The sequence below is a fragment of the Desulforegula conservatrix Mb1Pa genome, from assembly GCF_000426225.1.
Classification (GTDB): domain Bacteria; phylum Desulfobacterota; class Desulfobacteria; order Desulfobacterales; family Desulforegulaceae; genus Desulforegula; species Desulforegula conservatrix.
This window is the reverse complement of the sequence record NZ_AUEY01000040.1, coordinates 14,625-35,737: the sequence shown is the minus strand read 5'-3', so window position 1 is coordinate 35,737 and position 21,113 is coordinate 14,625. Positions and strand designations below refer to the sequence as shown.

Genomic DNA, 21,113 nt, shown 5'->3' with positions numbered 1-21,113 from the left:
CTGGTTTCCAGCACGAACCCCATGTTACTGGAGGTGGTAAAGCAGCTGTAGAGCATCCATCCTTCAAATGGGTCAATATAATACTTGGTAACTTAAAAAATGCGCTCAAAGGTACTTATCATGCAATTAATCGCAAGCATGTTCCGCGGTACCTGGCAGAATTTCAGTACAGATTCAATCGCCGATATGATCTGCCGTCCATGATTCACAGACTGATTTATGTTGCTCTTAGGACTCCACCCATGCCATCAACCATGCTTTCTATGGCTGAAGCAGAGTGGTAATCAGAATAAGTTTTGTGTTATTGGTTGCCATTGCGAGAAGATATTTCTTGATTTATGGGGAACTCTCTTGAAAAGTGATTTGAGAGGCCTTTCCCAAACCTTCATGGTTTTAACCACGTGCAGGCATCTGTTTTGTGTTATTGCCGGGTTCGAAATCATGAAAGCCTTTGCAGGGCTTTTATAATTGGTGGAGTCGCAAAAAGTTTAAAAAATGCTTAAGCATCATGCCAGACTTGATCCGGCATCTTTGTAATATCAGTCACTTTTGGATTCAGGTCTGCTCCAGAATGACAGTAATAGAACTTTTTGCGACCTTGTCATAATTAAGCTGCCCATCTCCGTGCATGAAAAACAATGCCTCTTAATTTAAAATTCTGAATTAATTGTCAATTATTCATGGTCGGCTTGTCATTCTTTTAAAAAAATCACCGGCCTTTGCATAAGCGTCTTCCGCAATTTCAGGGATAAGGGTTTCAAGAAAAAGAAAGGCATGGATCATTTCGGGATATTCAACATATTCAACATGGACGCCTGTGCCGGCAAGGTGGAATCCATATTTCATGGAGTCACCAACCAGGGGGTCATATTCCGCAGAAATAATCAGGGTTGGAGGCACAGTATCTGTCGGCATGAACAGAGGGGATGCCTTTACTCGGTCTTCGTTATTCTTAAAATAATTTTCAAAATACCATGAAACCCTTTCAGTCTCCAGAAAATAGCCTTTTGAGTATTTGTTGTATGAGTTTGATGATTTTGTGTAATCAAGACTTGCATAAATCAGAATCTGGCCTGCCAATGGCGAAGTTCCGGCAACTATGCCTTCTGATGACAATGTTGCGGCAAATGTGCCGCCGCCACTGTCTCCTGCTATCACAACGACTTCATGATCAGCGTTAATGCCTTCAAGTACCTCATTCAATCTGCATAAGATTTCTCTGCTGTCGTCTAATCCGGCAGGATATGGGAATTCCGGCGCCAATCTGTAATCCACGGAAACAAGAACGCATTCGGCTGAAAGACACATTTTTCTGCATAAAACATCGTATGTATCTATGCTCCCACACATATGACCTCCTCCGTGGAGGAAAAGCATTACAGGCAATTTCTTCTCAGGAGAGAAATGATAAATTCTTACAGGAATAACTCTTCCATCGGCCTCAATATTTCTATCGACGGTGAGCGCAATTTCTGGGGATTCCCCAGCGTACGAAGCAAGAGCATCAAGGGCTTTCCTGGCAAGGGCTGGGCTTGGTTTTGTACCGTCCTGTTCCTGTTTTTTTATAAAGGCATTACATTTTTCAAGAAATGCGGACAACTCATTTAACCCCATACATCACCTCAATTGGAGATTGATTAACGCTGTTTAGCTAATAAAACATTGACAAATATTGAAAATTATGGTTCATGAAAGACAATCTGATTTTGTGAATTATAATTCACTTTAACATAACCCGGTATCAAAAAAATATGTCTGAGCTATCACGCAAGGAAAGAGAACTAATACAGAGAAAAAAATTCATCATGGATGTGGCGTTAAGCCTTATTTCAGAAAAAGGCTACCACCAGACCTCAATGAATGAAATCGCCCAGAAGGCCGAGTTTTCAGTTGGAACACTTTATAATTTTTTCATAAACAAAGAAGAATTATATAAAGCCATGGTAAACGAAAAGGCGTCCGAATTCTATGAAATTCTTAAAGATGTTCTCGACTCTCCTGGCTCCCCTGAAGAGATACTGAAAAGATGGGTTGACACCAAAATCAGACTTTATACTGAAAACAGGCAGTTTTTTAGTATCTTCTTTGTTGAAAGCATGAAAATCAATATCAGCCTGAGAGCGGCACTCACAGGAGAAATTCGCCAGCTTCACCAGGATATCAGAAAACGTCTTGCCGGAATTTTTGAAAAAGGAATCAAGGAAAAGATTTTCACCTATTTTGACCCATGGCTTCTTGCTCTTTCGCTAGACGGTATGGTCAACAGCATTCTTGTTTCTATAGTTGAACATCCTGACAGCATGGAAATTACCACAGACCTGATATTGGATATCTTTTACAGTCGCATCAAGACCAGATAGTCATTGAGTTCCTTCTTGCTAAAACAGGCAGGCCAGTCAAAGTCGTATATTATGCAACCATAACTCGGAGCTTTCCCGCGGGAAAGAGGCCCTCAAGTAGTACAAAAACATCTTTCTGGCAGTTCCTGATTAAAAAACAAACCGAAAACGCAGGGAAAGTTAAGTTTTACAAGGTCTCAAAAAGCCAGGTCTCGTCTTTCAGGAGCAGGCTGGATTCCATTAGTATCTGAAAATGCAAAGATGTAGTATCAACGAGCAACACCTTTCAGTTATGCCTGACACAGGCTTAAAATATTCTTCGCATACCATGGATGCCTGCCTTTTGCGGCGCACCCTTTCCGAAATTTATAATTAAAAAATAAGCTGGTTGCCATGAAACGTTTAATATTATTAAACATATGCCTCTTTGTTTTTAAAATCAGCCTTGCTTCGGCGCAGGCTGAAACATGCGTCAAATCTGAAAAAGTCGGCCTTGACCTGAAAAAAGCAGTGGAAATGGCGATTGAAAACAATCCGAGAATCATTGAGGCAAAAGAGTCATCATCTGCGGCTTCGCACAGTCTCGAGGCGACCGAAACGCTAAAAATACCAAAAATATCAGCCGGCTACAGCCTTACACAATTTGATGAGCAGCCTTATTCATCAGGCAGCGGAATGCGCATACCGGTTGAAGATAAAACAAATTTTTCATGGGATATAACTGCGGTGCAGCCCATTTTCACGGGTTTTGCTATAACCAGCCAATGCGGAATAGCCGGCAAAAATGTTGAGATATCCAGAAAGAATATTGATCTCGTTATAGCAGACTCTGCTTTTCAGGCAAAAAATGCCTTTATATCAAGACTTCTGGCCGAAAAGCTCGCAGGTGTTTCAAAGGATTCTGTCGAGAGCCTTAAGGCGCACGAAAGAGATGCCCGGAAATTTTTTGATCAGGGCATGATCCCCTATAGCGATGTGTTGAAGGCTCAGGTCGGCCTTGCCTCTGCCAGCCATAATCTGGAAAACGCAATGGCTGATTTGGAAATAAGCCACCAGAACCTTCTCCTTGTTATTAATATCCCTCAGAATCAGGATGTTGAACTCGTTGATATCAAGGGCCTCCCTGACAAGCCTGAATGGGCGGTTTATGACGAAAAAGCAGCTTTTGAAAGTCGTCCAGAAATGAGCATCCTCAGACTTCAGGCAGAGCAGATTGATCACCAGATTAAACTTGCCGAAAGCTCACTTTATCCCAGAGTTTCATTGCTTGGCAGATATGAACAGAACGGCAAGGATGCTGGAACTACTGAACATGATTACAGAAACAGATTCAATTCAAGCGTAAGACTTCAGGCTGACTGGACTCTTTTTGAAGGCGGCAGGGCCATCAAGGAAAAAAACGCGCTCAAGTCACAAAAGCGGGCAGTAATGCAAAAAATAACAGGTCTTGAGAACAGAATCCGCCTTGATCTTAAAGAATCTATGGCCAGATTGAGAGTTGCCGAAGCGAATTACAAAACAGCATCAGCCGCACTTAGCCAAGCCAAAGAGAATTGGAGAATCACAAATCTGCAATTTTCCCAGCAGATGGCGACAGCATCTGACGTTCTCGATGCCAGACTTTTTCTAAGCAAAACCGAAGGAGATTTTTACAGGTCAATGTACGGATGTCACATAGCACTTGCTGCCCTTGCACGAGCCCAGGGCAGGTATTGACAAGGTTGTAAAAAGTCAGGTTCTCGTCATTCTGGCGAAGGCCTGAATCCGGAAGTATCTGATAATATTTGATTAATGATCAAGTACGGCATGACGCCAATGACATTTTTTGACTTTTTGCGAGTCCATCAGGTATTGATTTCCGCCTATATTGGCAATGAACTCTTTGCTGAATAATTACATATTGAAAAAGATTCCGGGTTAACAGGAGCTTAAAAACATGCAGGAAAAGAAAATGAGGGGCGGAGTCGCTCTGGCAGCAGTGGTCATCATCTTTTGCGTGGTCTTTACAGCAGCCAATATAATTGTCTCGGCCGTGAAGAAAAAAAACGGAAAAATTGCGGAAGGCGAAGGTGTTCCAGTCGTGGCGGACGTTGCTGAAGAAGGAGAGATAACGGATATGATATCCCAGGCCGGGAATATCCAGTCCAGATCATCAGTTGACGTTTTTGCTAAAGTACCTGGCAGGACTATCAAGGAAATTCTTGTTGAAACCGGAGTCCATGTAAAAAAAGGGGATGTGATTGCCCTTCTTGAAAACGAAACTGTGGTTGCAAAGCTTGAAGAAGCAAAAGCAGAGCTCGAGGCAGCAGAGGCTGGGGCAAGGGGGGCGGAAGCCAATCTTGAAGTGCTGGAAAAAGACAAGGGCAGACTGGAAAGTCTTTTAGCCGAAAAAGCGGTGGCGGCAAGACAGGTTGATCAAGTAATCGCCCAGTACAAATCAGCGTCAGAAAACAAAAAAGCCGCGCTGGCAAAAATAGAAAAAGCAAAAGCTGCGATCAGGCAGCTAAAGATAGCAACTTCGGATCATATAATAACAGCTCCGATATCCGGGGCTGTGACAAAAAGATATGTGGATCCAGGGGCAATGTCTTCCCCAAATATTCCTGTTGTCAGAATATCAGAAGAAAAATCCTTAAAAATCGTCACCACAATTACTCAAAAGGACCTTCCAAAAATAAAAAAAGACATGAAAGCCTTTGTGTCCATCGATGCCTTTCCTGATGAAAAATTCGAAGGTAAGATCGACATAGTATCAGATGAAGTCAAGCCGGAAAGCCGGATGAGCGAAATAGAAGTCAATTTGGATAATAAAAACTCAAGGCTCAAACCCGGAATGTTCGCTGAAATATCCATCATACTTGGAAAGAGGCAGGGAACTCTGATTTCGAACGACGCACTTCTAAAACTACCTGGAACAGGCAGTTTTTATGTCTTTGCCATAGAAAAAGGTAAAGCTGTTCAGAAGAATGTGGTCGTGGGAATACAGGAAAAAGACAGGGCTGAAATTCTTTCAGGAATAAAAAACGGGGAGAAAGTCGTCGTCCAGGGTCATAACCGTCTGAGGGACGGAGATACTGTCAAAATATCGGAAAAAGGCAAGGAGGCCTCCTGATGAGGGTATCTGAATTTGCAGTAAAACAGCCTGTTGCCACATGGATGCTCTTTCTTGCCTTTCTTCTGCTTGGTGGTTTTTCAGCTACAAGACTTAATATAGACATGCTTCCCCATGTAGAACCACCTGTAATTACGGTAATTACCACATGGAAAGGTGCGAGCGCGTCCGATGTTGAATCTGAACTGACTGAAATTGTCGAAGATGTTCTTAGCAGCGTCAGTAACCTTGACTCACTTAATTCAAAATCTCAGGATTCTCTTTCCATGGTTGCATGCAAGTTTGCCTGGGGGACGAACCTTGATACAGCAGGGAATGATATCAGGGACAAGCTGGAATTTGTTAAAAGACATCTTCCCAAAGACGCTGATCCGCCCATGCTTTTCAAATTCAGCAGCGCAACAGCCCCTGTTCTTACATTTACCGTCACAGCGGATAAAAGTGTTCCGAGGCTTTATCATCTGACTGATACATATATCGGCGATGCACTGAAAAGAGTCGCCGGGGTGGGCGCTGTGCTTCTTTACGGCGGGCTTAAAAGGCGAATCAACGTCTATTTTGACAGAGAGAAGGTGGAAGGCCTCAATCTTTCCATCCAGAAAATAAACCAGGCCCTTGCCATGGAAAACATCAATATTCCTGCCGGAAGCATTAAAACAGGAGGGATGGAATATTTCATGAGGGTTCCCTCCAGATTCAAAACAGCAAAAGATGTTCAGGACACGGTTGTTGGATCATGGAAGAGTAATCCGGTTTTTTTGAGGGATGTCGCAAAAGTGTCTGATGACTTTGAACCGCCCGAATTCAACGCGTGGGGGGATGGAGAATCAGGGATTGTTGTAATGGTTCAGCGGCAGGCAGGTCAAAATACTGTCGAAGTCATTGATAAAATCAAATCACGTCTTGAAAAATTGTCAAAAGAACTGCCACCGGATGTAAAAATCAATATAGTTTCTGACAATTCCGAAGACATTCTTAATTCTGTAAGAAATCTGACAGACTCCCTGTTGTGGGGAATTATTTTCGTCATAATTGTCACGCTCGCTTTTCTAAGAAGAATTAAGCCGTCTGTTATCATAACCCTGATGATCCCGTTTTCCATGATTGTTGCTTTTATATTCATGCTTCTAAACGGAGACACAATAAACCTGATTTCACTTATGGCCCTTGCCATAGTATCAGGAATGGTTGTTGATAATGGTATAGTCGTACTTGAAAATATAATAAGGCATTTTGAGTCAGGGTCGAGTCCGTATATTGCATCTGTTGAAGGTGCTGCTGAAATGTGGCTCGCAATCACAGGCTCTACCCTGACAACAGTAATTGTTTTCATTCCGCTTATGTTTTTATCAGGACTTGCCGGGATACTTTTTAAGGTGCTTGGCTATGTTTTGACCGTTACTCTGATTGCCTCCCTATTTACAGCCCTTATGATAGTTCCGATGATGTGCTCCAGATGGCTCAAAAAACCAGATCCTGAAAAAGAAATTAAAAAACGTGGAATAATAAACAAGCTGGTAAGAGCGAGTGAAGAGGGATTCAGGCATGTTGACAATCTTTATCAGAAAAACCTGGAATGGGCGATTTCCAACAGACGCCTCACAATAGTAACCGCAGTGGCTATTTTTGCAAGCGGCCTATCGCTCGTTCCTCATCTTTCCACGGCATTCTTTGCAAAACCGGATACAGGCGACATTTCCATCAGATTCAGACTCCCCGAAGGAACCAGAATTGAGCAAACAGATGAAGTTGTCAAAACAATCATGAAAGAGGTTAATACCCTCGTCAAGCCCGAGGAGATAAGGCATTATTTCGCCACAGACGGCAAAAGCGAAGACGGTTTTGCTGTCGCATTGGGTTTTGAACAGGGGCCTAATGTCGGCCAGGTTTCATTCAAACTGGTTGACAGAGACAAGAGACAAAGAAGCGTTGATGACATCGCCGAAATACTAAGAAAAAGGGTCAGCAAGATTCCTGGAATTTCATGGGTTCAGGTTCTTGCCCAGAACAAGACCATGAGCGCTCTCATGGGCTCAAACAACAAGCCTCTTGCAGTGGAAGTGCAGAGCATCGATTCTGAAGGAGGCTCTTTATATGCTAAAGAACTCTCTCAAAGACTTTCAAATGTTAACGGAATTGTTGATGTGAGTACCAGCCAGAAAGATCCGCGTCCAGAAATATGGATAGAGGTCGACAGGGTCAAGGCTGCGGCCCTTGGCCTTAATTCGGCGCAGATAGCTGCTTCTCTCCGTAATTATTATTATGGGTACGAGGCCAGTGAATTAAGGGACAGCGGCGAGAGATTCGACATATTTACAAGATTCTGTACGGCTGACAAGGACAATATAGATGCAATCCAGGACATCCCTTTATTTACTCAGGACGGAAGAATGACAAGGCTCGGCAATGTCGCACGGCTTGTTCATGGTCAGGGGCCAATTGAGCTTGAAAGAAAAAACAGACAGAGAATAATCAAGATCGAGGCCGACATTTATAAAATCACCCTTGGAACCGCAAAATCAGAGGTTAAAAGAATAATCTCTGAAATAGGAACTCCTCCAGGAGTAAGCGTATCAATGGGCGGTGACGTGGAAGAGCAGAAAAAGGTTTTCAAGGATCTTCTACTGTTTCTGGTTCTTGGATTCATACTTGTTTACATGGTCATGGCTGCGCTGTTCAGAAATTTCAGAGATCCATTCATAGTAATGTTTGCAGTGCCATTTGCATTTACCGGAATATTCTACGCATATTTTTTTACTGGCACCGCCCTCGGAGTAATGGCTTTCATGGGTATAATAATGCTCATGGGTATTGTGGTGAACAATGCTATTGTTCTTATAGATTACATACATCTCCTTGAAGACAGGGGATATGAGCTAAAAGAAGCAATCACACTCGGATGCAAGAGCAGGCTGCGGCCGGTTCTCATGACCACTCTGACCACAATTTTCGGCATGATCCCAATGGCGTTCAGCAGAGGAATTGGAGCAGAAACATGGAATCCCCTTGGAATAACCATGCTTGGAGGACTTTCTGTTTCAACCCTTGTGACATTGGTGCTTATTCCGACAATATATTATTCAATGGAATTGAGAAGGCTTAAGAAGATATAATTCCAATTTTGACAAGGTAGCAAAGAATCCGGTTCCAGTCATTCCGGCGCGGCACGGGATATAAAAGTATTTGAAAATACTGTATGCCTGATCAAGTCCGGCATGACGCGTCGCCTTTTTTGATTTTTTGCGAGACCATCAATTACAAATAAAGATTGCATAGATTTGCGTGGCCATTCGGGCCGCTTTTTTTTATTAAAAGTATTAAACACTTAACGGGAACATTGTCATCTTTAAAGACCGTAGACCTGGATTTTTCTCATAAGTGTTGACCGGGAAATCCCTAACAGTTTTGCCGCTTTTGTATAATTCCCTGAGACATTTTCAAGCGTATGTTTAATATGGGACATTTCCATCTGTTTAAGCGAAACATGGCAGGAATGATCAAGGGATGGCGTCCGACTGTATTTTAAGTAACAATTTGTTTTTATTAAAGAAGAAGGTTTTATTTCATCTCCGGTTCCGAGGATAACAGATCTCTCTATGATATTGCTCAACTCCCTTATATTGCCAGGCCAGCTGTAGGCCTGTAATTTCTCAATTTCGTTGATGGCAATTTTTAAACTTTTTTTCCTGGAAAACTTGTTCATGAAATGTGCGGCAAGCCCGGGTATGTCGTCAATGCGCTCCCTCAAAGGAGGAACATGAACAGGAATGATATTCAATCTGAAATACAAATCCTTTCTGAATAATTTTTCCATCAGAGCTTTTTCAATTTCCACATTTGTGGCTGCGATGATTCTCACATTTGTATCAATCATCTTGCTGCCACCTATTTTTTTATATTTCTTTTCATCAAGAACGCCAAGCAGTTTGGATTGAACAGAAACTGGCAATTCCCCAATTTCATCAAGAAGAAGAGTTCCTCCTTCGGCAAGTTCAAAAAGCCCTTTTTTTGATTGAACAGCGCCTGTGAATGCGCCTTTTTCCAAACCGAACAATTCTGATTCTATCAGATTTTCTGGTATTGCCGCGCAGTTTACCGTTAAAAAGGGCTTGTCAGCGCCTGGGGATTCATAGTGGATGGCTTTTGCTATTCTGTTTTTCCCTGTACCTGTTTCGCCAGTTATAAAAACAGGAGAAAGGCTTCCGGCAGCGCAAGCGATGAGCTTTTTCAGGTCCTCTGCAACATGTCCTGAACCAACAAGACAAGCCCCTAATGTTTCAAGCCCTTGAGTGTATTCATGAATCTGGGCTACCTTTTCAAGGTCAATAGTTCTAATCATCCTTAAAATAGACATGGACAATTCTTCGGGGTCAAACGGCTTTGTTATGTAATCGTGAACCCCCTCCTTCAGTGCATTGACCGCTCCTTTTAGATCCGGGAATGCAGTTATGAAGATAATTTTAGTCTGTTCGTTTTTTGAAATGATTGTTTTATAGATATCCGTACCAGGGATGTCCGGTAGCTTCTGGTCTAGCAGAACTATATCCATTTTTTTTTCAGAGCAAATTTCAATCCCTCTTTGTCCTGTGTTTGCCAAATGGATTTCAACAGGAATACTTGACAGATATTCCTTTGCAGAATCGCAGAACAGACGGTCATCATCAATGATCAAAAGCCTTTTTTTAGCAGCAGTTGCCAATCTTGTCCTCCGGAATAAAAATCATTGCGCTTGTCCCTTTGTCCTTTTCACTCAGGATCTTGATTGTACTGTTCATTTTTGAAAGCATTTTCTTCACTATCACAAGTCCCAGACCTGTACCGTTACGCTTGGACGTATAGAATGGTTTAAAGAGATAAGAGTGCTCCTCAGGCGTCATGCCACATCCGTTATCCGAAATTTCAATTATGAAAAGTCGTGTTTTTTTCTCCAGTTTCAGAATAATGACAGGGGACTCAATTTCGGAAAGCGCATCAACCGCATTAGTGACAAGGTTCAAAAGCACCTGATGCAAGGCTCTTGGGTCGGCATAGGCATGAGCAGGCTCTGGCGCCAATATTTTTTTTATGGTGATGTTTTTCTCAAGAAAATCCTCTTTGATCAGACCTGTAAAATTATTAAGAAAGTCATTGAGATTTATTTTTTTTATATCAAGATTTTCAAACATGCTGAAATTCTTAAGAGCCTTGAGAAGGTATTCAACCCTCAGAACCTCCTCAAGGGATCTTTCGGTGAATTCCTTGATCATCTCAATAGTATAATTATTGATATTGTTATTAAGAACTGTCAGAGCCATTTTGATCGAATTGATTGGATTCCCTATTTCATGGCGGATCCCCGAAAAAATGTAACCGATATTGGTCATCAAGTTAGCTGCTTCTGCTATGGATTCCAGTCGTTTTTTATTCGTGATGTCCCGCGAGGTCGAAACAAAATTAATGATCTGCTTCTTTTCATTTTTTACCGGAGTGATCACCACATCTTCTTCATACATGGTAGCGTCTTTTTTTCTGCTTATAAGAACGCCGCTCCAGCTTAGTCCTTTTTCCAGTGTTGTCCGGATGTGTCTGAAGAATTCGTTTGTGTGCTTGCTGCTCGCAAGAAAACTGTAGGGCCGCCCGACTATTTCGCTTCCTGAATAGCCTGTCATCTGTTCAAAAGCAGGGTTAACATATTGAATAATTTCATCCGTATCCATGATAAGGATACTGTCCGAGGACTGCTGTACCACGGTACTGAGGCGCTGGTATTTCCGTTTTGAATTTTCCTGTTCGGATATATCAAGAAAATAGACTATTACCTGTTTAACATTTCTCCCTTCAGAGTCCATCACAGGAAATGCGTGAACCTCGTTCGTCATGTTCCTTTCAAAATCATCTTTATAATGATGCTTCATCATGACCGGCTTTTTAGTCTCAATTACAGCCTTAACAGGGCAAGAGTCTTTCCAGCACGGATGGGGACGGGAATTTGCCTGGTCTGGTTCGCTGCAACAAATCATTTCCTTGAGCCAGTTTTTTCTTGCCGATGAGTTTGCGATTGTAATCGTGTGATTTTGAGCTTCTACCACTATAAAAGGGTGTGTCAATGACTCAAGTATGGACATGAGAAAATCATTTTGCACCTTAAGCCGGAAAGCGGCCTGCTGGCGTTCAATAGAGTAACGGATTGAGCGCTCAAGAAGGAATTTTTCTATTTTCCCTTTGATAAGATAATCTTGAGCTCCTGATTTTAATGCAAGAACAGCCGTGTTTTCATCATCCTGGGAAGTGATGATAATGACCGGCGTAGTTGGAACAAGGCTCCTTATGGTCATCAAAGACACGATGCCATTGCTGTCAGGTAAATTCAGGTCAAGAAGTATGGCATCAAAGACAAAAGCCCCCAGTTTTTTAATCCCTTCTCCGAGAGTATTGGCCCACTCTATCGAATAAGTGACGTTGCTTTTGGCGAGAAGTTTACTTGTTAGCTTGAAATCAAAGGGATTATCTTCAATAATCAGAATTCTGCAATCTTCATCGTTCATATTCTGCCCGGCAATATCCAAGTAAAGATATGTTATGGGAAAAAGTCGTAATATATCTGATTTTTAAGTTTAAAAATAATATTGAGGCTGTGTTTAAGTAGATAATTAATTATTAAATATATGATATTGCCTGATGAATAACAAGCATGATCTCAAGTCATTGTAAAATGGATCTCTTCCAGAAGCGTTTCTCTTGAAGGTGACCTTGAAATTTGACAAGGTCGCAAAAGCTCGGGTTCTCGTCATTCCGGCGAAGGCCGTAATCCAGAAGTATCTGATAATACTGGATGCCGGATCGAGTCCGGCATGACGCTGAAGCCCTTTTATGATTTTTTGAGAGACCATGAAATTTAAGGTTCAGATAGTTCATAATGGCGACTGATCTATAACAAATCACTATTCCAAAACAAACTACCTGAAATGAGTCAGAATTATAGTTTAATCAAAGATTTACCTACCTCAAAACAAGCGCAGGCTTGAATTTTGACAAGGTTGCAAAAAAAACTGTTACTGTCATTCCTGCGCAGGCCGGAATCCAGAACTGGTTGAAATTACAATGATGCCGGATCAGGTCAGGCATGAAGCTAAAGTCATTTTTGACTTTAGCGAGTCCATCAAGTTTGGCTGTTTGCGGTCATTGGCATGTATTTAGCATTATACCCGAACATATTAGGTCTGTGTTCGAAACCTTTAATATTAAAGGCAATTGGTATGAAAACCGTTCTGATCATTGATGACGAGAATTCTCTGCTTTTCAGTATGAAAAAAGGTTTTGAGCCTTTCAGCGATGAGTTGAATATAATTACGGCTGAAAACGGGATCGAAGCAATCAAAATACTTGGCTCCAAGGAGGTCGATCTTGTTGTTACCGATCTTAAAATGCCTGAGATGGATGGATTTGAAGTCCTTGCACATATTTCAGAATACTATCCAGGCCTTCCGGCGATGGTCATGACTGCTTTCAACACTCCGGAAATTGAAAGCAGGCTTAATCCTGAACGAACCATGACAATTTTTGAAAAACCAGTCAATTTCAATGATTTTGCAAAAACAATAATCGAAACAGTACGCAATAACTCACATGAATGCTCATTTGGCATTTCTCTTTCAAGTTTCATGCAGCTGATTCATTCCGAACGTAAGACCTGCCTTCTTGAAGTTAAGGTACAGGAAAAAATCGGCCATGTTTATTTCGAGGGAGGAGAACTGATAAATGCCGTGTTTTCAGGCGTGAAAGGAGTGGATGCAATATATGATCTTCTGGAATATCAGGATATTCAAATAGGTTTCAAAAAAATTCCCCAAAAAAAAATTAAACGGATCATTCATTCAAATCTCATGCAGATTCTCATGGAAGGCATGCAGAGGATGGACGAACGCAGGGCTGCGGAGATACGGGAACAGGCGACCGTAAATCAAATAAATGAATGTGAAGAAAACCTGGAAAACACTTTAAAGGATGATCATCTGCAAGGTGATCATGATTATAACCGGAATCCCATAATAAAAGGAGTTAACAACATGGCCAGTATCAAAGAATCATTGGACAAATTCAAGGCCGTTGACGGTTTTATGGCTGCGGGCGCTTTTTCTCCACATGGGGAGCTTGTAACGGAATTAAATATAGCCGGAGTAAACCTGGCAGAACTTGGAGCCCTTGCAAACGATGTCTTGCTGAAAGCTCAGAAGGCGACGGAAATTATGGGTGTAGGCAGAGGTCAGCTTGTACATATTGAGGCGCCCAAAGCTCATATTTTTACGCGTTGTCTGAATGAGTCCACAGATTATGCTGTCACGGCAGCAGGAAGAGCTCATGTTCATGTAGTTATTGTCATAGACAAGGAAGGGAATGTCGCAATGTCAAAAATGAGGCTTGAAACCATCATAATGGAAATTGCCGAGCATTTCAGATAAGCTTGACTAAGTCTCAAGGCAACGGTTTCTGTTGAAGCATGCAGGGAATAGGATTTATCATCTTAAACATCTCTCTTCTCAGGAAGAGATGCGGATTAAAGAATCATGTTAAAAGAAACTATATACAAGCCTGGACATTCGGCGCAGGTCAGAATTGATCTGCACGTGCATACAGCTTTCGGTTCAGCCTGCGCCGAGCTGCACAATCCGGAAACTATTCCCGACACCATGGATAAAAAAGTTCTAAATGGCATTGTCATAACAGAACACAACAGGATGTGGCCAGATGAGAGGATTAAAGAGATTAACAGGCGTCTGCCGCAAGGACGAAGGATTTATTCTGGTGTTGAAGTAAGCACCTCGCTGTTCCATGTAATTGTCATTGGCCTTGATAATTCAAAGGGAATTTATCCTGGGATTGAATATGAAAGGTTGATTGCTCTGGCAAATGAAAACCAAGCCGTCACCATCCTCGTCCATCCCTATCACACCTCCGGCTGTCTGTGTTCTAACAAGGCTTTTGTAAGCGGGGTTGACAGCATAGAGGTTGCATCGACAATGACACGGGACGACATAAGAACAAAAACCATTACCCTTTGCCTATGTATGGGGCTGGTTCCTGTTGCGGGAAGTGATGCCCATTGCAGCGAGAACCTTGGCAAAGTTTACACGTGTTTCCCCCATCTTCCTGACCACGAAAAAGATCTTGCGGAAATGATAAAAAAAGGCATGGTAACACCCATGACCAAGGAAGGAAATGTAGAAACGGTGATTTTATGATAACTGACATCAATCTCGACAAAGGCCTTATGAATATTTTTGATGGCAGGGTTATTTTCACCGAGACAATCATTCCTTCTGACTGCACAAAAAATCCTAACTCCACTTATAAACCAGAGTATGACTGGCTTTTTACTTACGAACGGATTATAGCCGGAGTTCTCGACCCCTGGATGTCACACCTGAGATTTGAACTCATTGGTGACAAAGGAATTATATGCGAAGCTCTTTCAAATGCATTCTGCCACGGCCACAAAAAAGACCCAACAAAACCGATTGAACTGAATGTCTATCTCGGAGAAAAAGGCCTTATCATCAGAATAAAGGACACCGGTACAGGATTTGAAATTGATAGGGTCATGGACCGGTATATAAAGGGGAAAGCCTATTTTCACATGGCTGGAAATGGCTTAAAACGAATGATCGATAGCCGGGATTTCCATATTTTTTTCACGGACAATGGCACCGGATTCAATCTCATGTATTTGTTCAATCAATCACGGCCTTTTATCAGCAGCGTCAAGGTGGTAAAACCATATAAGCTTTGAAGGTGCCCAATCCTTGAAGGTTGGGCACAAGATTGTCAGATATAGCCTTTTTCCTTCAGCCTTTGGCCCATGGTTTCGGCAAGAGCCATGAGTCCTGTCAAAGGCCTTATAAAGACTTCGAATTTATGAATCTTCCAGTTTTCATTAAACTCAATTAGATCGATTCCCTTTATTCCCTTTTCACCGACATTTGCGCTGAATTCAAGTGCCCACCTGCGATCAGGAGTAAGTTCACGATGATAGGTGAAATTATCAAAAACCTCTATTACAGTGCTTAGAATTGCCACGGCCTCAATTTTTGTGGTTTTGGGCTTCCACAAGGCAGGGGAGTAAAAGACAATGTCGTCAGCCAGCATTTCTTCAAGACCCGCCATATTCTTGTTAAAAACCACATCGTGCCATTTTTCGAGCTGTGTTTTAATCATTTCTTCCATTATGCCACCTTAAAATGTCTGAATGTTTTCAAATTAATTATTTATCTCAAGTACAGATAGTCAAAAAAATATGAAGCGCAAAATAAAAAAGAATCCCAAGCCTTATTTATAAAAATGAAAAGGCCTGAAATTCCATATGAGTATTTGTACAGATAAAAATTATTATCTCTGTACATAAGGGATTTTTGCAAATGCTTCCTCAATCGTTGTGACACCTTCCTCTATTTTTTTGATTCCATCTTCGAACATTGTCGTAAAACCTTCGGCCTTGGCAGCTTCCCAGAGAGCCTCCTCACTGAAGTCGCCTGAAAGAGCCGATTTTATCCTGGGAGTTGCAGGAAGAAGTTCAAAAACTCCTATTCGCCCCCAATACCCTGTCTGTCGGCAATGATCACAACCAGCTCCCCTAAAGCATCTTGATATTACAGGCAGGTGAGAAGCCTTATAAATTGAAGGGACATCGATCTCCACCCTGCATCTGGGGCATATCTTGCGAACGAGCCTCTGGGCCATGATTCCTATTACTGTTGAAGCCACAAGGAATTTTTCAACGCCTATATCTATAAGTCTGGTTAGGGTTGAAACAGCGTCGTTGGTGTGCAGGGTCGTAATGACCAGATGGCCTGTCAGGGCCGCCCTTACAGCTATCTGGGCGGTCTCGAGATCTCGTACCTCTCCAACCATCATGATGTCAGGGTCCTGTCTGAAAAAAGCCCTTAAAGCCACAGGGAATGTAAGCCCTACGGCCTCATTAACCTGGGTCTGGGTAATTCCGGGCATATTGAATTCTATCGGATCTTCGACACTCACTATGTTCTTCTGTTCAGAAACAAGCTGATTGAGTGATGCGTAAATAGTAGAGGTTTTACCACTTCCGGTGGGGCCTGTAATTATTATTACACCCTGTGGGTTTGCAATAATTTCTGAATATAGCCTTTGAATTCTGTCTGGCATACCAACATCATGAAACTTGATAAGCCCCATGGATTTATCCAGAATTCTTATTACTATAGTTTCACCATAAATTGAAGGAAGGGTCGAAACCCTGAGATCGACTGTGGAGTCCTTGTATCTTATGGATGCCCTTCCGTCCTGGGGGGTGCGTCTGTTTGTTATATCAAGGTTCGAAAGAATTTTTACCCTTGACACGACGGAATCCATGATTTCTTTTGGATATTTATGAGCCTCGACAAGCTCACCGTCAATCCTGTACCTGACCCTGACCTGATTCTGACCGGGCTCAATATGTATATCGCTTGCCCTTGATTTGACGGCGTCCACAAAGATCATGCTTACAAGTTTTATGATCGGAGGAGTAGCGCTGAGGCGTATAAGGGCTTCAGCTTCGACATAACGATGGTTTTTCTCCTCCTCCTCTTTTAAAAATTCCACTTCAGAGTGTGTGGGAATTTCTTTTATAAGGCTCCATATCTGCTCGCTCTTTCCGTAATTTCTTTCAACCGCAGCCATTATCGAGGTTTCTGTTGAAAGGACTATATCGATGTTGAGGCCTGTTCTAAACTTCAGATCATCCACTGCCCCAAGATTGAGAGGGTCGGAAACAGCTATTTTCAGCCTCTTGCCTTCAAGCTCGACCGGAATTATAACCTCTTTTTCCGCCATCTTTTTTGGAACAAGATTCATCAGCTGCTCGGTAAGGGTAAGCTCTCCACAGTCAACAACCTCGTAATCAAATTTTTCTGAAAGAGTCTGAATTATTTCTTCCTCGGTCAGATAACCAAGGCCAACCATAATAATACCAAGCTTTCTCTTGTTTGTTTTCTGGAGAGCAAGGGCTGTGCCGACCTGTTCGTCTGTGACAAGGCCTTTTTCAATAAGAATATCACCTATTTTGCGTTTTATCATATGGTCCCCTCCGCGCGTGAACAATCCGAAAAAGAACTGAATCAAATATGACAAGGTCGCAAAAAGTCAGATTTAATTCATTGCGGCGCAGGCCATAATCCAGAAGTGTCTGAAAATACTGGATGCCGGATCAAATCTGGCATGACACCGTCGCTTTCATTTGTCTTTTTGCGAGTCCATCAAATCAGAATAAAGATATGCTTATGGAGATCGAAATAAAAACATAAAGACACCATCTGATAATGGTTAAAAATGACAATCCACAGGATTTATAATAGTTTTTTGAACATTTTTAAGCAAGTTGATTCAAAGTTGACTTCAATTTTTATTCCGAGTCTGACCACCGAAAACATCTTTATCAATGCCTTTATTCGGGATGAAGGCCTTAAAACAAAAAAACCGTTATTTGCTCAGACTATCTTTTAAAACCCTCCTTGAAAAAATTTTGAAACAGTATAGATTTGTCATTTCTTTAAGAGTCTCTATGGAAATTGTTTTTTTCAGACGTCCGGCAATAAGCATGAATCAAAAAATAATTTTTCAAATAACTCTTTATTAAAACTTTTTTTAAGGATTACAGATGGGCCTACTTTCCGGAAGTGTTTCAATAAACCGTTACAAAATAGAAGGACAAATTCCCGAGAATCTAATCGAGACAGTCAAGGAAGGACTGAAAAAACACAGATTCCCTGAAATAGAGGATGACACGGCAGAATTCATGTCTGGCTGGACAAGTTTTTCAAATTCTTTTTCTGCCGATTTTGAGGCCGAGAAGTTCCAGATCATGCAGTTTTTTGTTTTTTCCGTGAGGATAGACAAGAAAACAGTGTCTTCAAAGGCAGTAAAAAAACATGTCGCGATTGAATCAGCCAGAAGGCTTTCAGAGTCAGGCAAAACTTTTCTATCAAAGGCAGAAAAAAAAGAAATCAAGGAAAGCATTATTAATATGCTGATGTCACGCGTACCATCAAATCCTGACATCTATGATCTAATGTGGGATATGGAAAAAAATGAAGTCTGGTTTTTTACTGGACTCAAGGCCGCCGGAGAGGAATTAGAAACCCTATTCTCAAAATCATTTGGACTGAGACTGGTTAGGCTTTTTCCTTATTCCATGGCTGAGCTTTGCTGTGATTTCTCACCACAGGAAAAAGACGCTTTTCTTAAACTTACCCCCACATCTTTCAGAATATAAATGGAGCAGATATAATGCTTGATATAGCGGTAGCCTATAATAAATACAAATTTGTCGGTCAGGAATTCCTCACCTGGTTATGGTATATGATTGACAACGAAATTGGCATTTTGACGGCTGCAGAGCCAGACATGGAATCCATTGCCATCGGCAACAAGGTAGTCTTTGAAAACAGAAATCTCAAAGATACTGTGGAAGTCATAACCATAAAAGGTGACGAGGCAGATCTCGCCGAAGGTTCAATAGCTCTCAGTAAAGGAGCCACGGTTTCCGAGATGAACCTTGTCATAACTTCCAATGACAGCCAGTGGAGATTTGGAATAAAAGGTGAAAATCTGTCTTTGTCGTCACTCAAGGTTCCTGAAACTGGCAACATAGAGAATAAGGAAGATGAAGAAGACGGCGCTGTTCTTGAAAAAATATTCCTGTGTGAAAAAGCTGTCAACATAATGGAAGGCTTATTCAAGCTGTTCATAAAACTGAGGATTTCGGAAGACTGGCACAGAAATACAGTCCCAGCGATGCAGAAATGGATCATAGGTAATAAAAACGTATAAGTCAGGAATACTTGAATGTCTATGCAACAATCTGAAAAGAAAGAGAATGATGGAAGCATCTGGAATAAGAGCAATGTTATGCCGATCTTTAACAAAGTGCTCGCATGGGGTACTCTTTTTGCGGCACTTTATATCCTGAGATCTTTTTTTCTACTTGTTTTTTTCACATTCGTCTTTGCATACATTCAGACTAGGGGCGTAAAGAGACTCGAACGATTCGTCAGAAACAGGACATTGAGAGTTCTTATAATGGCTTCACTCATACTTGGAATTCTGACAGCTGCGGGCATTTTTCTTGTGCCAAAAGTCAAGCAGCAAACTGAAATATTTGTGTCAAAGTTCACCGAGTACGTAGCAAGAATGGATCAGGAGCTTTTTATATTTGGGGCGAAATATCCCATAGTCAAAGAAATAATCCCCCAGCTGAAAACTGATGAAGTTACAGAGTTGACAGCAAAGGCTCCGGTTGCGAAATCACCTACAATGGCTCTTCTCCAGCACCTTGCTGGCCTTGGAGAAGAAGCCCCGGGCCTTAAAAACATGAACCAGGTGCTGGAAAGATTAGGCGGCATAAGCGGCAGAATAGCGTCTGCTAGCTCAGCCTTTTTGCTGTCTTTGCTGTTTTCGTTTCTTATTGTCCTTGATATGCCTAATCTGCGGGAAAATGTAGCTGAGCTAAAAAAAACAAAACTCAGCTTTATTTATCTTGAAGTATCAGAAAACATAAGGGATTTTGCCAATGTTCTCGGCAGATCCCTTGAGGCCCAGCTCATAATTGCCATCATGAACAGTTTTCTTACAGCCATAGGGATATCGATCCTTGGACTCGGTCAAAGCGTAGCCTTTCTTTCAGTCATAGTCTTTTTCTGCAGCTTTATTCCTGTTGCGGGGGTATTCGTCAGCTCCATTCCCATTTGTCTGATCTCCTTACAGACATCCGGCCTTCAAACAATGCTTCTTTCAATTGTGATGGTAACGGTAATTCATCTTATTGAAGGATATATTCTTAACCCCAGAATATACGGAACATATATGCGCATCAATCCTGTGATTGTCCTCATAATCCTGACAATCGGAGGGAAGCTTTTCAACCTTTGGGGACTTATTCTCGGAGTTCCAGTGTGTACATATATTTTCGGATATGCAATTAAGGGAAAGACTGCGGAATAAAAGATCAAGGTCTCGCAAAAAGGAAACTGTGTGCCGGAGGGTCGCTTTTTGAAAAAAGTCACAAAAATAAGTAGGATGTTGTCCGCCTATCCCCCAAAAACTTTAGGGATAAATCTTTTTAGAAATAGCCTCTAATCATATTGGCATACCATTTCGATAAATCAGGCTCATTACCCATATCATTGATATTCCCATAAGTCAGTAACTGAAACCCCTTCGGTTGCCTAAAGATTTCGGGATGCAAACGGGAATCTCCATTGAATCGACTGTCATCAAATTTCAATACCCTCTTTTTTTTCTCATCCCAACGCAAGAGGCTCATCTGAGTGGCAACGGCCGAAGATCCATATACGACCAAAAAATCTTCAGAGATCGTTCCATCAAGATGATAGATACCATCGAGCATTATTGAATATATTCTAACAAGTTTCTTTGAGGTATTTTTCCGGTAAACTTCTAATTCGTAACCACAATCAAGTCTACGGGCTATGCATAATCGATCACCCCAATGGGTAACGGCCTCGACCTTCAAAGAGTCCAGCAAGGCAGGAAGTGATTTTTTTGCCTCGGCCCAGCCTGGTTCTTCACATATAAAACAAATGAAAAAAAGAATGATTAATACAAATTTATACATATTGAAGTCCTTTTCAGGCGCTATTATTAGAACTTTTTTC

Annotated in this window: 17 protein-coding genes; 11 read left to right on the top strand and 6 right to left on the bottom strand. The window is 41.7% G+C overall.

What is annotated here, in order from left to right:
- A partial coding sequence (locus K245_RS0113865; protein WP_027359741.1) for a transposase occupies window positions 1–284 on the top strand: 284 nt, incomplete at its 5' end.
- Window positions 285–678: 394 nt separating this feature from the next.
- Here the strand turns inward: K245_RS0113865 and K245_RS0113860 are convergent.
- Window positions 679–1,614, bottom strand: a complete 936-nt coding sequence (locus K245_RS0113860) for an alpha/beta hydrolase fold domain-containing protein (protein WP_027359740.1) — start codon at window positions 1,612–1,614, stop codon at window positions 679–681.
- A gap of 137 nt (window positions 1,615–1,751) precedes the next feature.
- Between K245_RS0113860 and K245_RS0113855 the strand changes: the two genes are divergently transcribed.
- The 4 genes from K245_RS0113855 to K245_RS0113840 all read left to right on the top strand — a co-directional run bounded on the left by K245_RS0113855 (window position 1,752) and on the right by K245_RS0113840 (window position 8,564).
- A complete protein-coding gene (locus tag K245_RS0113855; protein ID WP_035277271.1) occupies window positions 1,752–2,360 on the top strand; it encodes a TetR/AcrR family transcriptional regulator in 609 nt (202 codons plus the stop codon).
- Window positions 2,361–2,732: 372 nt separating this feature from the next.
- A complete protein-coding gene (locus K245_RS0113850; protein WP_027359738.1) occupies window positions 2,733–4,055 on the top strand; it encodes a TolC family protein in 1,323 nt (440 codons plus the stop codon).
- 220 nt (window positions 4,056–4,275) lie between these two features.
- The gene (locus K245_RS0113845; RefSeq protein ID WP_027359737.1) at window positions 4,276–5,451 is read left to right on the top strand and encodes an efflux RND transporter periplasmic adaptor subunit; all 1,176 of its coding nucleotides are present in this window, start codon (window positions 4,276–4,278) and stop codon (window positions 5,449–5,451) included.
- Window positions 5,451–8,564 carry an efflux RND transporter permease subunit gene (locus K245_RS0113840; RefSeq protein ID WP_027359736.1) on the top strand — a complete coding sequence of 1,038 codons (3,114 nt, stop codon included), beginning with the start codon at window positions 5,451–5,453 and terminating at the stop codon, window positions 8,562–8,564. Before K245_RS0113845 ends, K245_RS0113840 begins: the two co-directional genes overlap by 1 nt.
- A gap of 233 nt (window positions 8,565–8,797) precedes the next feature.
- On the opposite strand, the gene K245_RS0113835 is transcribed toward K245_RS0113840, so the two are convergent.
- Window positions 8,798–10,150, bottom strand: coding sequence for a sigma-54-dependent transcriptional regulator (locus K245_RS0113835; RefSeq protein WP_027359735.1), 1,353 nt, complete (start codon window positions 10,148–10,150; stop codon window positions 8,798–8,800).
- On the bottom strand, window positions 10,134–11,975 hold the full coding sequence (locus tag K245_RS0113830; protein WP_027359734.1) for an ATP-binding protein: 1,842 nt from the start codon (window positions 11,973–11,975) through the stop codon (window positions 10,134–10,136). The genes K245_RS0113835 and K245_RS0113830 overlap by 17 nt, the downstream gene beginning before the upstream one ends.
- A gap of 711 nt (window positions 11,976–12,686) precedes the next feature.
- Here K245_RS0113830 and K245_RS0113820 point away from each other — a divergent pair.
- From K245_RS0113820 to K245_RS24530, 3 genes are all read left to right on the top strand, one after another.
- Window positions 12,687–13,889: a response regulator gene (locus K245_RS0113820; protein WP_027359733.1), complete on the top strand. Its 1,203-nt coding sequence runs from the start codon at window positions 12,687–12,689 to the stop codon at window positions 13,887–13,889.
- Window positions 13,890–13,994: 105 nt separating this feature from the next.
- Complete coding sequence (locus K245_RS0113815; protein ID WP_027359732.1) at window positions 13,995–14,669, top strand: PHP-associated domain-containing protein; 675 nt, start codon at window positions 13,995–13,997, stop codon at window positions 14,667–14,669.
- Window positions 14,666–15,217 carry an ATP-binding protein gene (locus K245_RS24530; protein ID WP_035277269.1) on the top strand — a complete coding sequence of 184 codons (552 nt, stop codon included), beginning with the start codon at window positions 14,666–14,668 and terminating at the stop codon, window positions 15,215–15,217. Before K245_RS0113815 ends, K245_RS24530 begins: the two co-directional genes overlap by 4 nt.
- Window positions 15,218–15,252: 35 nt before the next feature.
- Here K245_RS24530 and K245_RS0113805 read toward each other — a convergent pair whose 3' ends face one another.
- Together K245_RS0113805 and K245_RS0113800 are read right to left on the bottom strand one after the other, a co-directional pair.
- Window positions 15,253–15,651 carry a nuclear transport factor 2-like protein gene (locus K245_RS0113805; RefSeq protein WP_027359731.1) on the bottom strand — a complete coding sequence of 133 codons (399 nt, stop codon included), beginning with the start codon at window positions 15,649–15,651 and terminating at the stop codon, window positions 15,253–15,255.
- 162 nt (window positions 15,652–15,813) lie between these two features.
- Window positions 15,814–17,517 carry a GspE/PulE family protein gene (locus K245_RS0113800; protein ID WP_027359730.1) on the bottom strand — a complete coding sequence of 568 codons (1,704 nt, stop codon included), beginning with the start codon at window positions 17,515–17,517 and terminating at the stop codon, window positions 15,814–15,816.
- Between the two features lie 580 nt (window positions 17,518–18,097).
- Between K245_RS0113800 and rdgC the strand changes: the two genes are divergently transcribed.
- The 3 genes from rdgC to K245_RS26700 are packed head-to-tail and all read left to right on the top strand — an operon-like array spanning window position 18,098 to window position 20,439.
- The gene (rdgC, locus tag K245_RS0113790) at window positions 18,098–18,712 is read left to right on the top strand and encodes a recombination-associated protein RdgC (RefSeq protein WP_027359729.1); all 615 of its coding nucleotides are present in this window, start codon (window positions 18,098–18,100) and stop codon (window positions 18,710–18,712) included.
- Between the two features lie 14 nt (window positions 18,713–18,726).
- Window positions 18,727–19,269, top strand: a complete 543-nt coding sequence (locus K245_RS0113785; RefSeq protein WP_027359728.1) for a hypothetical protein — start codon at window positions 18,727–18,729, stop codon at window positions 19,267–19,269.
- A gap of 15 nt (window positions 19,270–19,284) precedes the next feature.
- Entirely contained in the window at window positions 19,285–20,439 is a 1,155-nt protein-coding gene (locus tag K245_RS26700) for an AI-2E family transporter (protein ID WP_051284134.1), read from the top strand.
- 118 nt (window positions 20,440–20,557) lie between these two features.
- Here the strand turns inward: K245_RS26700 and K245_RS0113775 are convergent, their stop codons facing one another.
- Window positions 20,558–21,073 carry a hypothetical protein gene (locus K245_RS0113775; RefSeq protein ID WP_156906798.1) on the bottom strand — a complete coding sequence of 172 codons (516 nt, stop codon included), beginning with the start codon at window positions 21,071–21,073 and terminating at the stop codon, window positions 20,558–20,560.
- Window positions 21,074–21,113 lie beyond the last annotated feature (40 nt).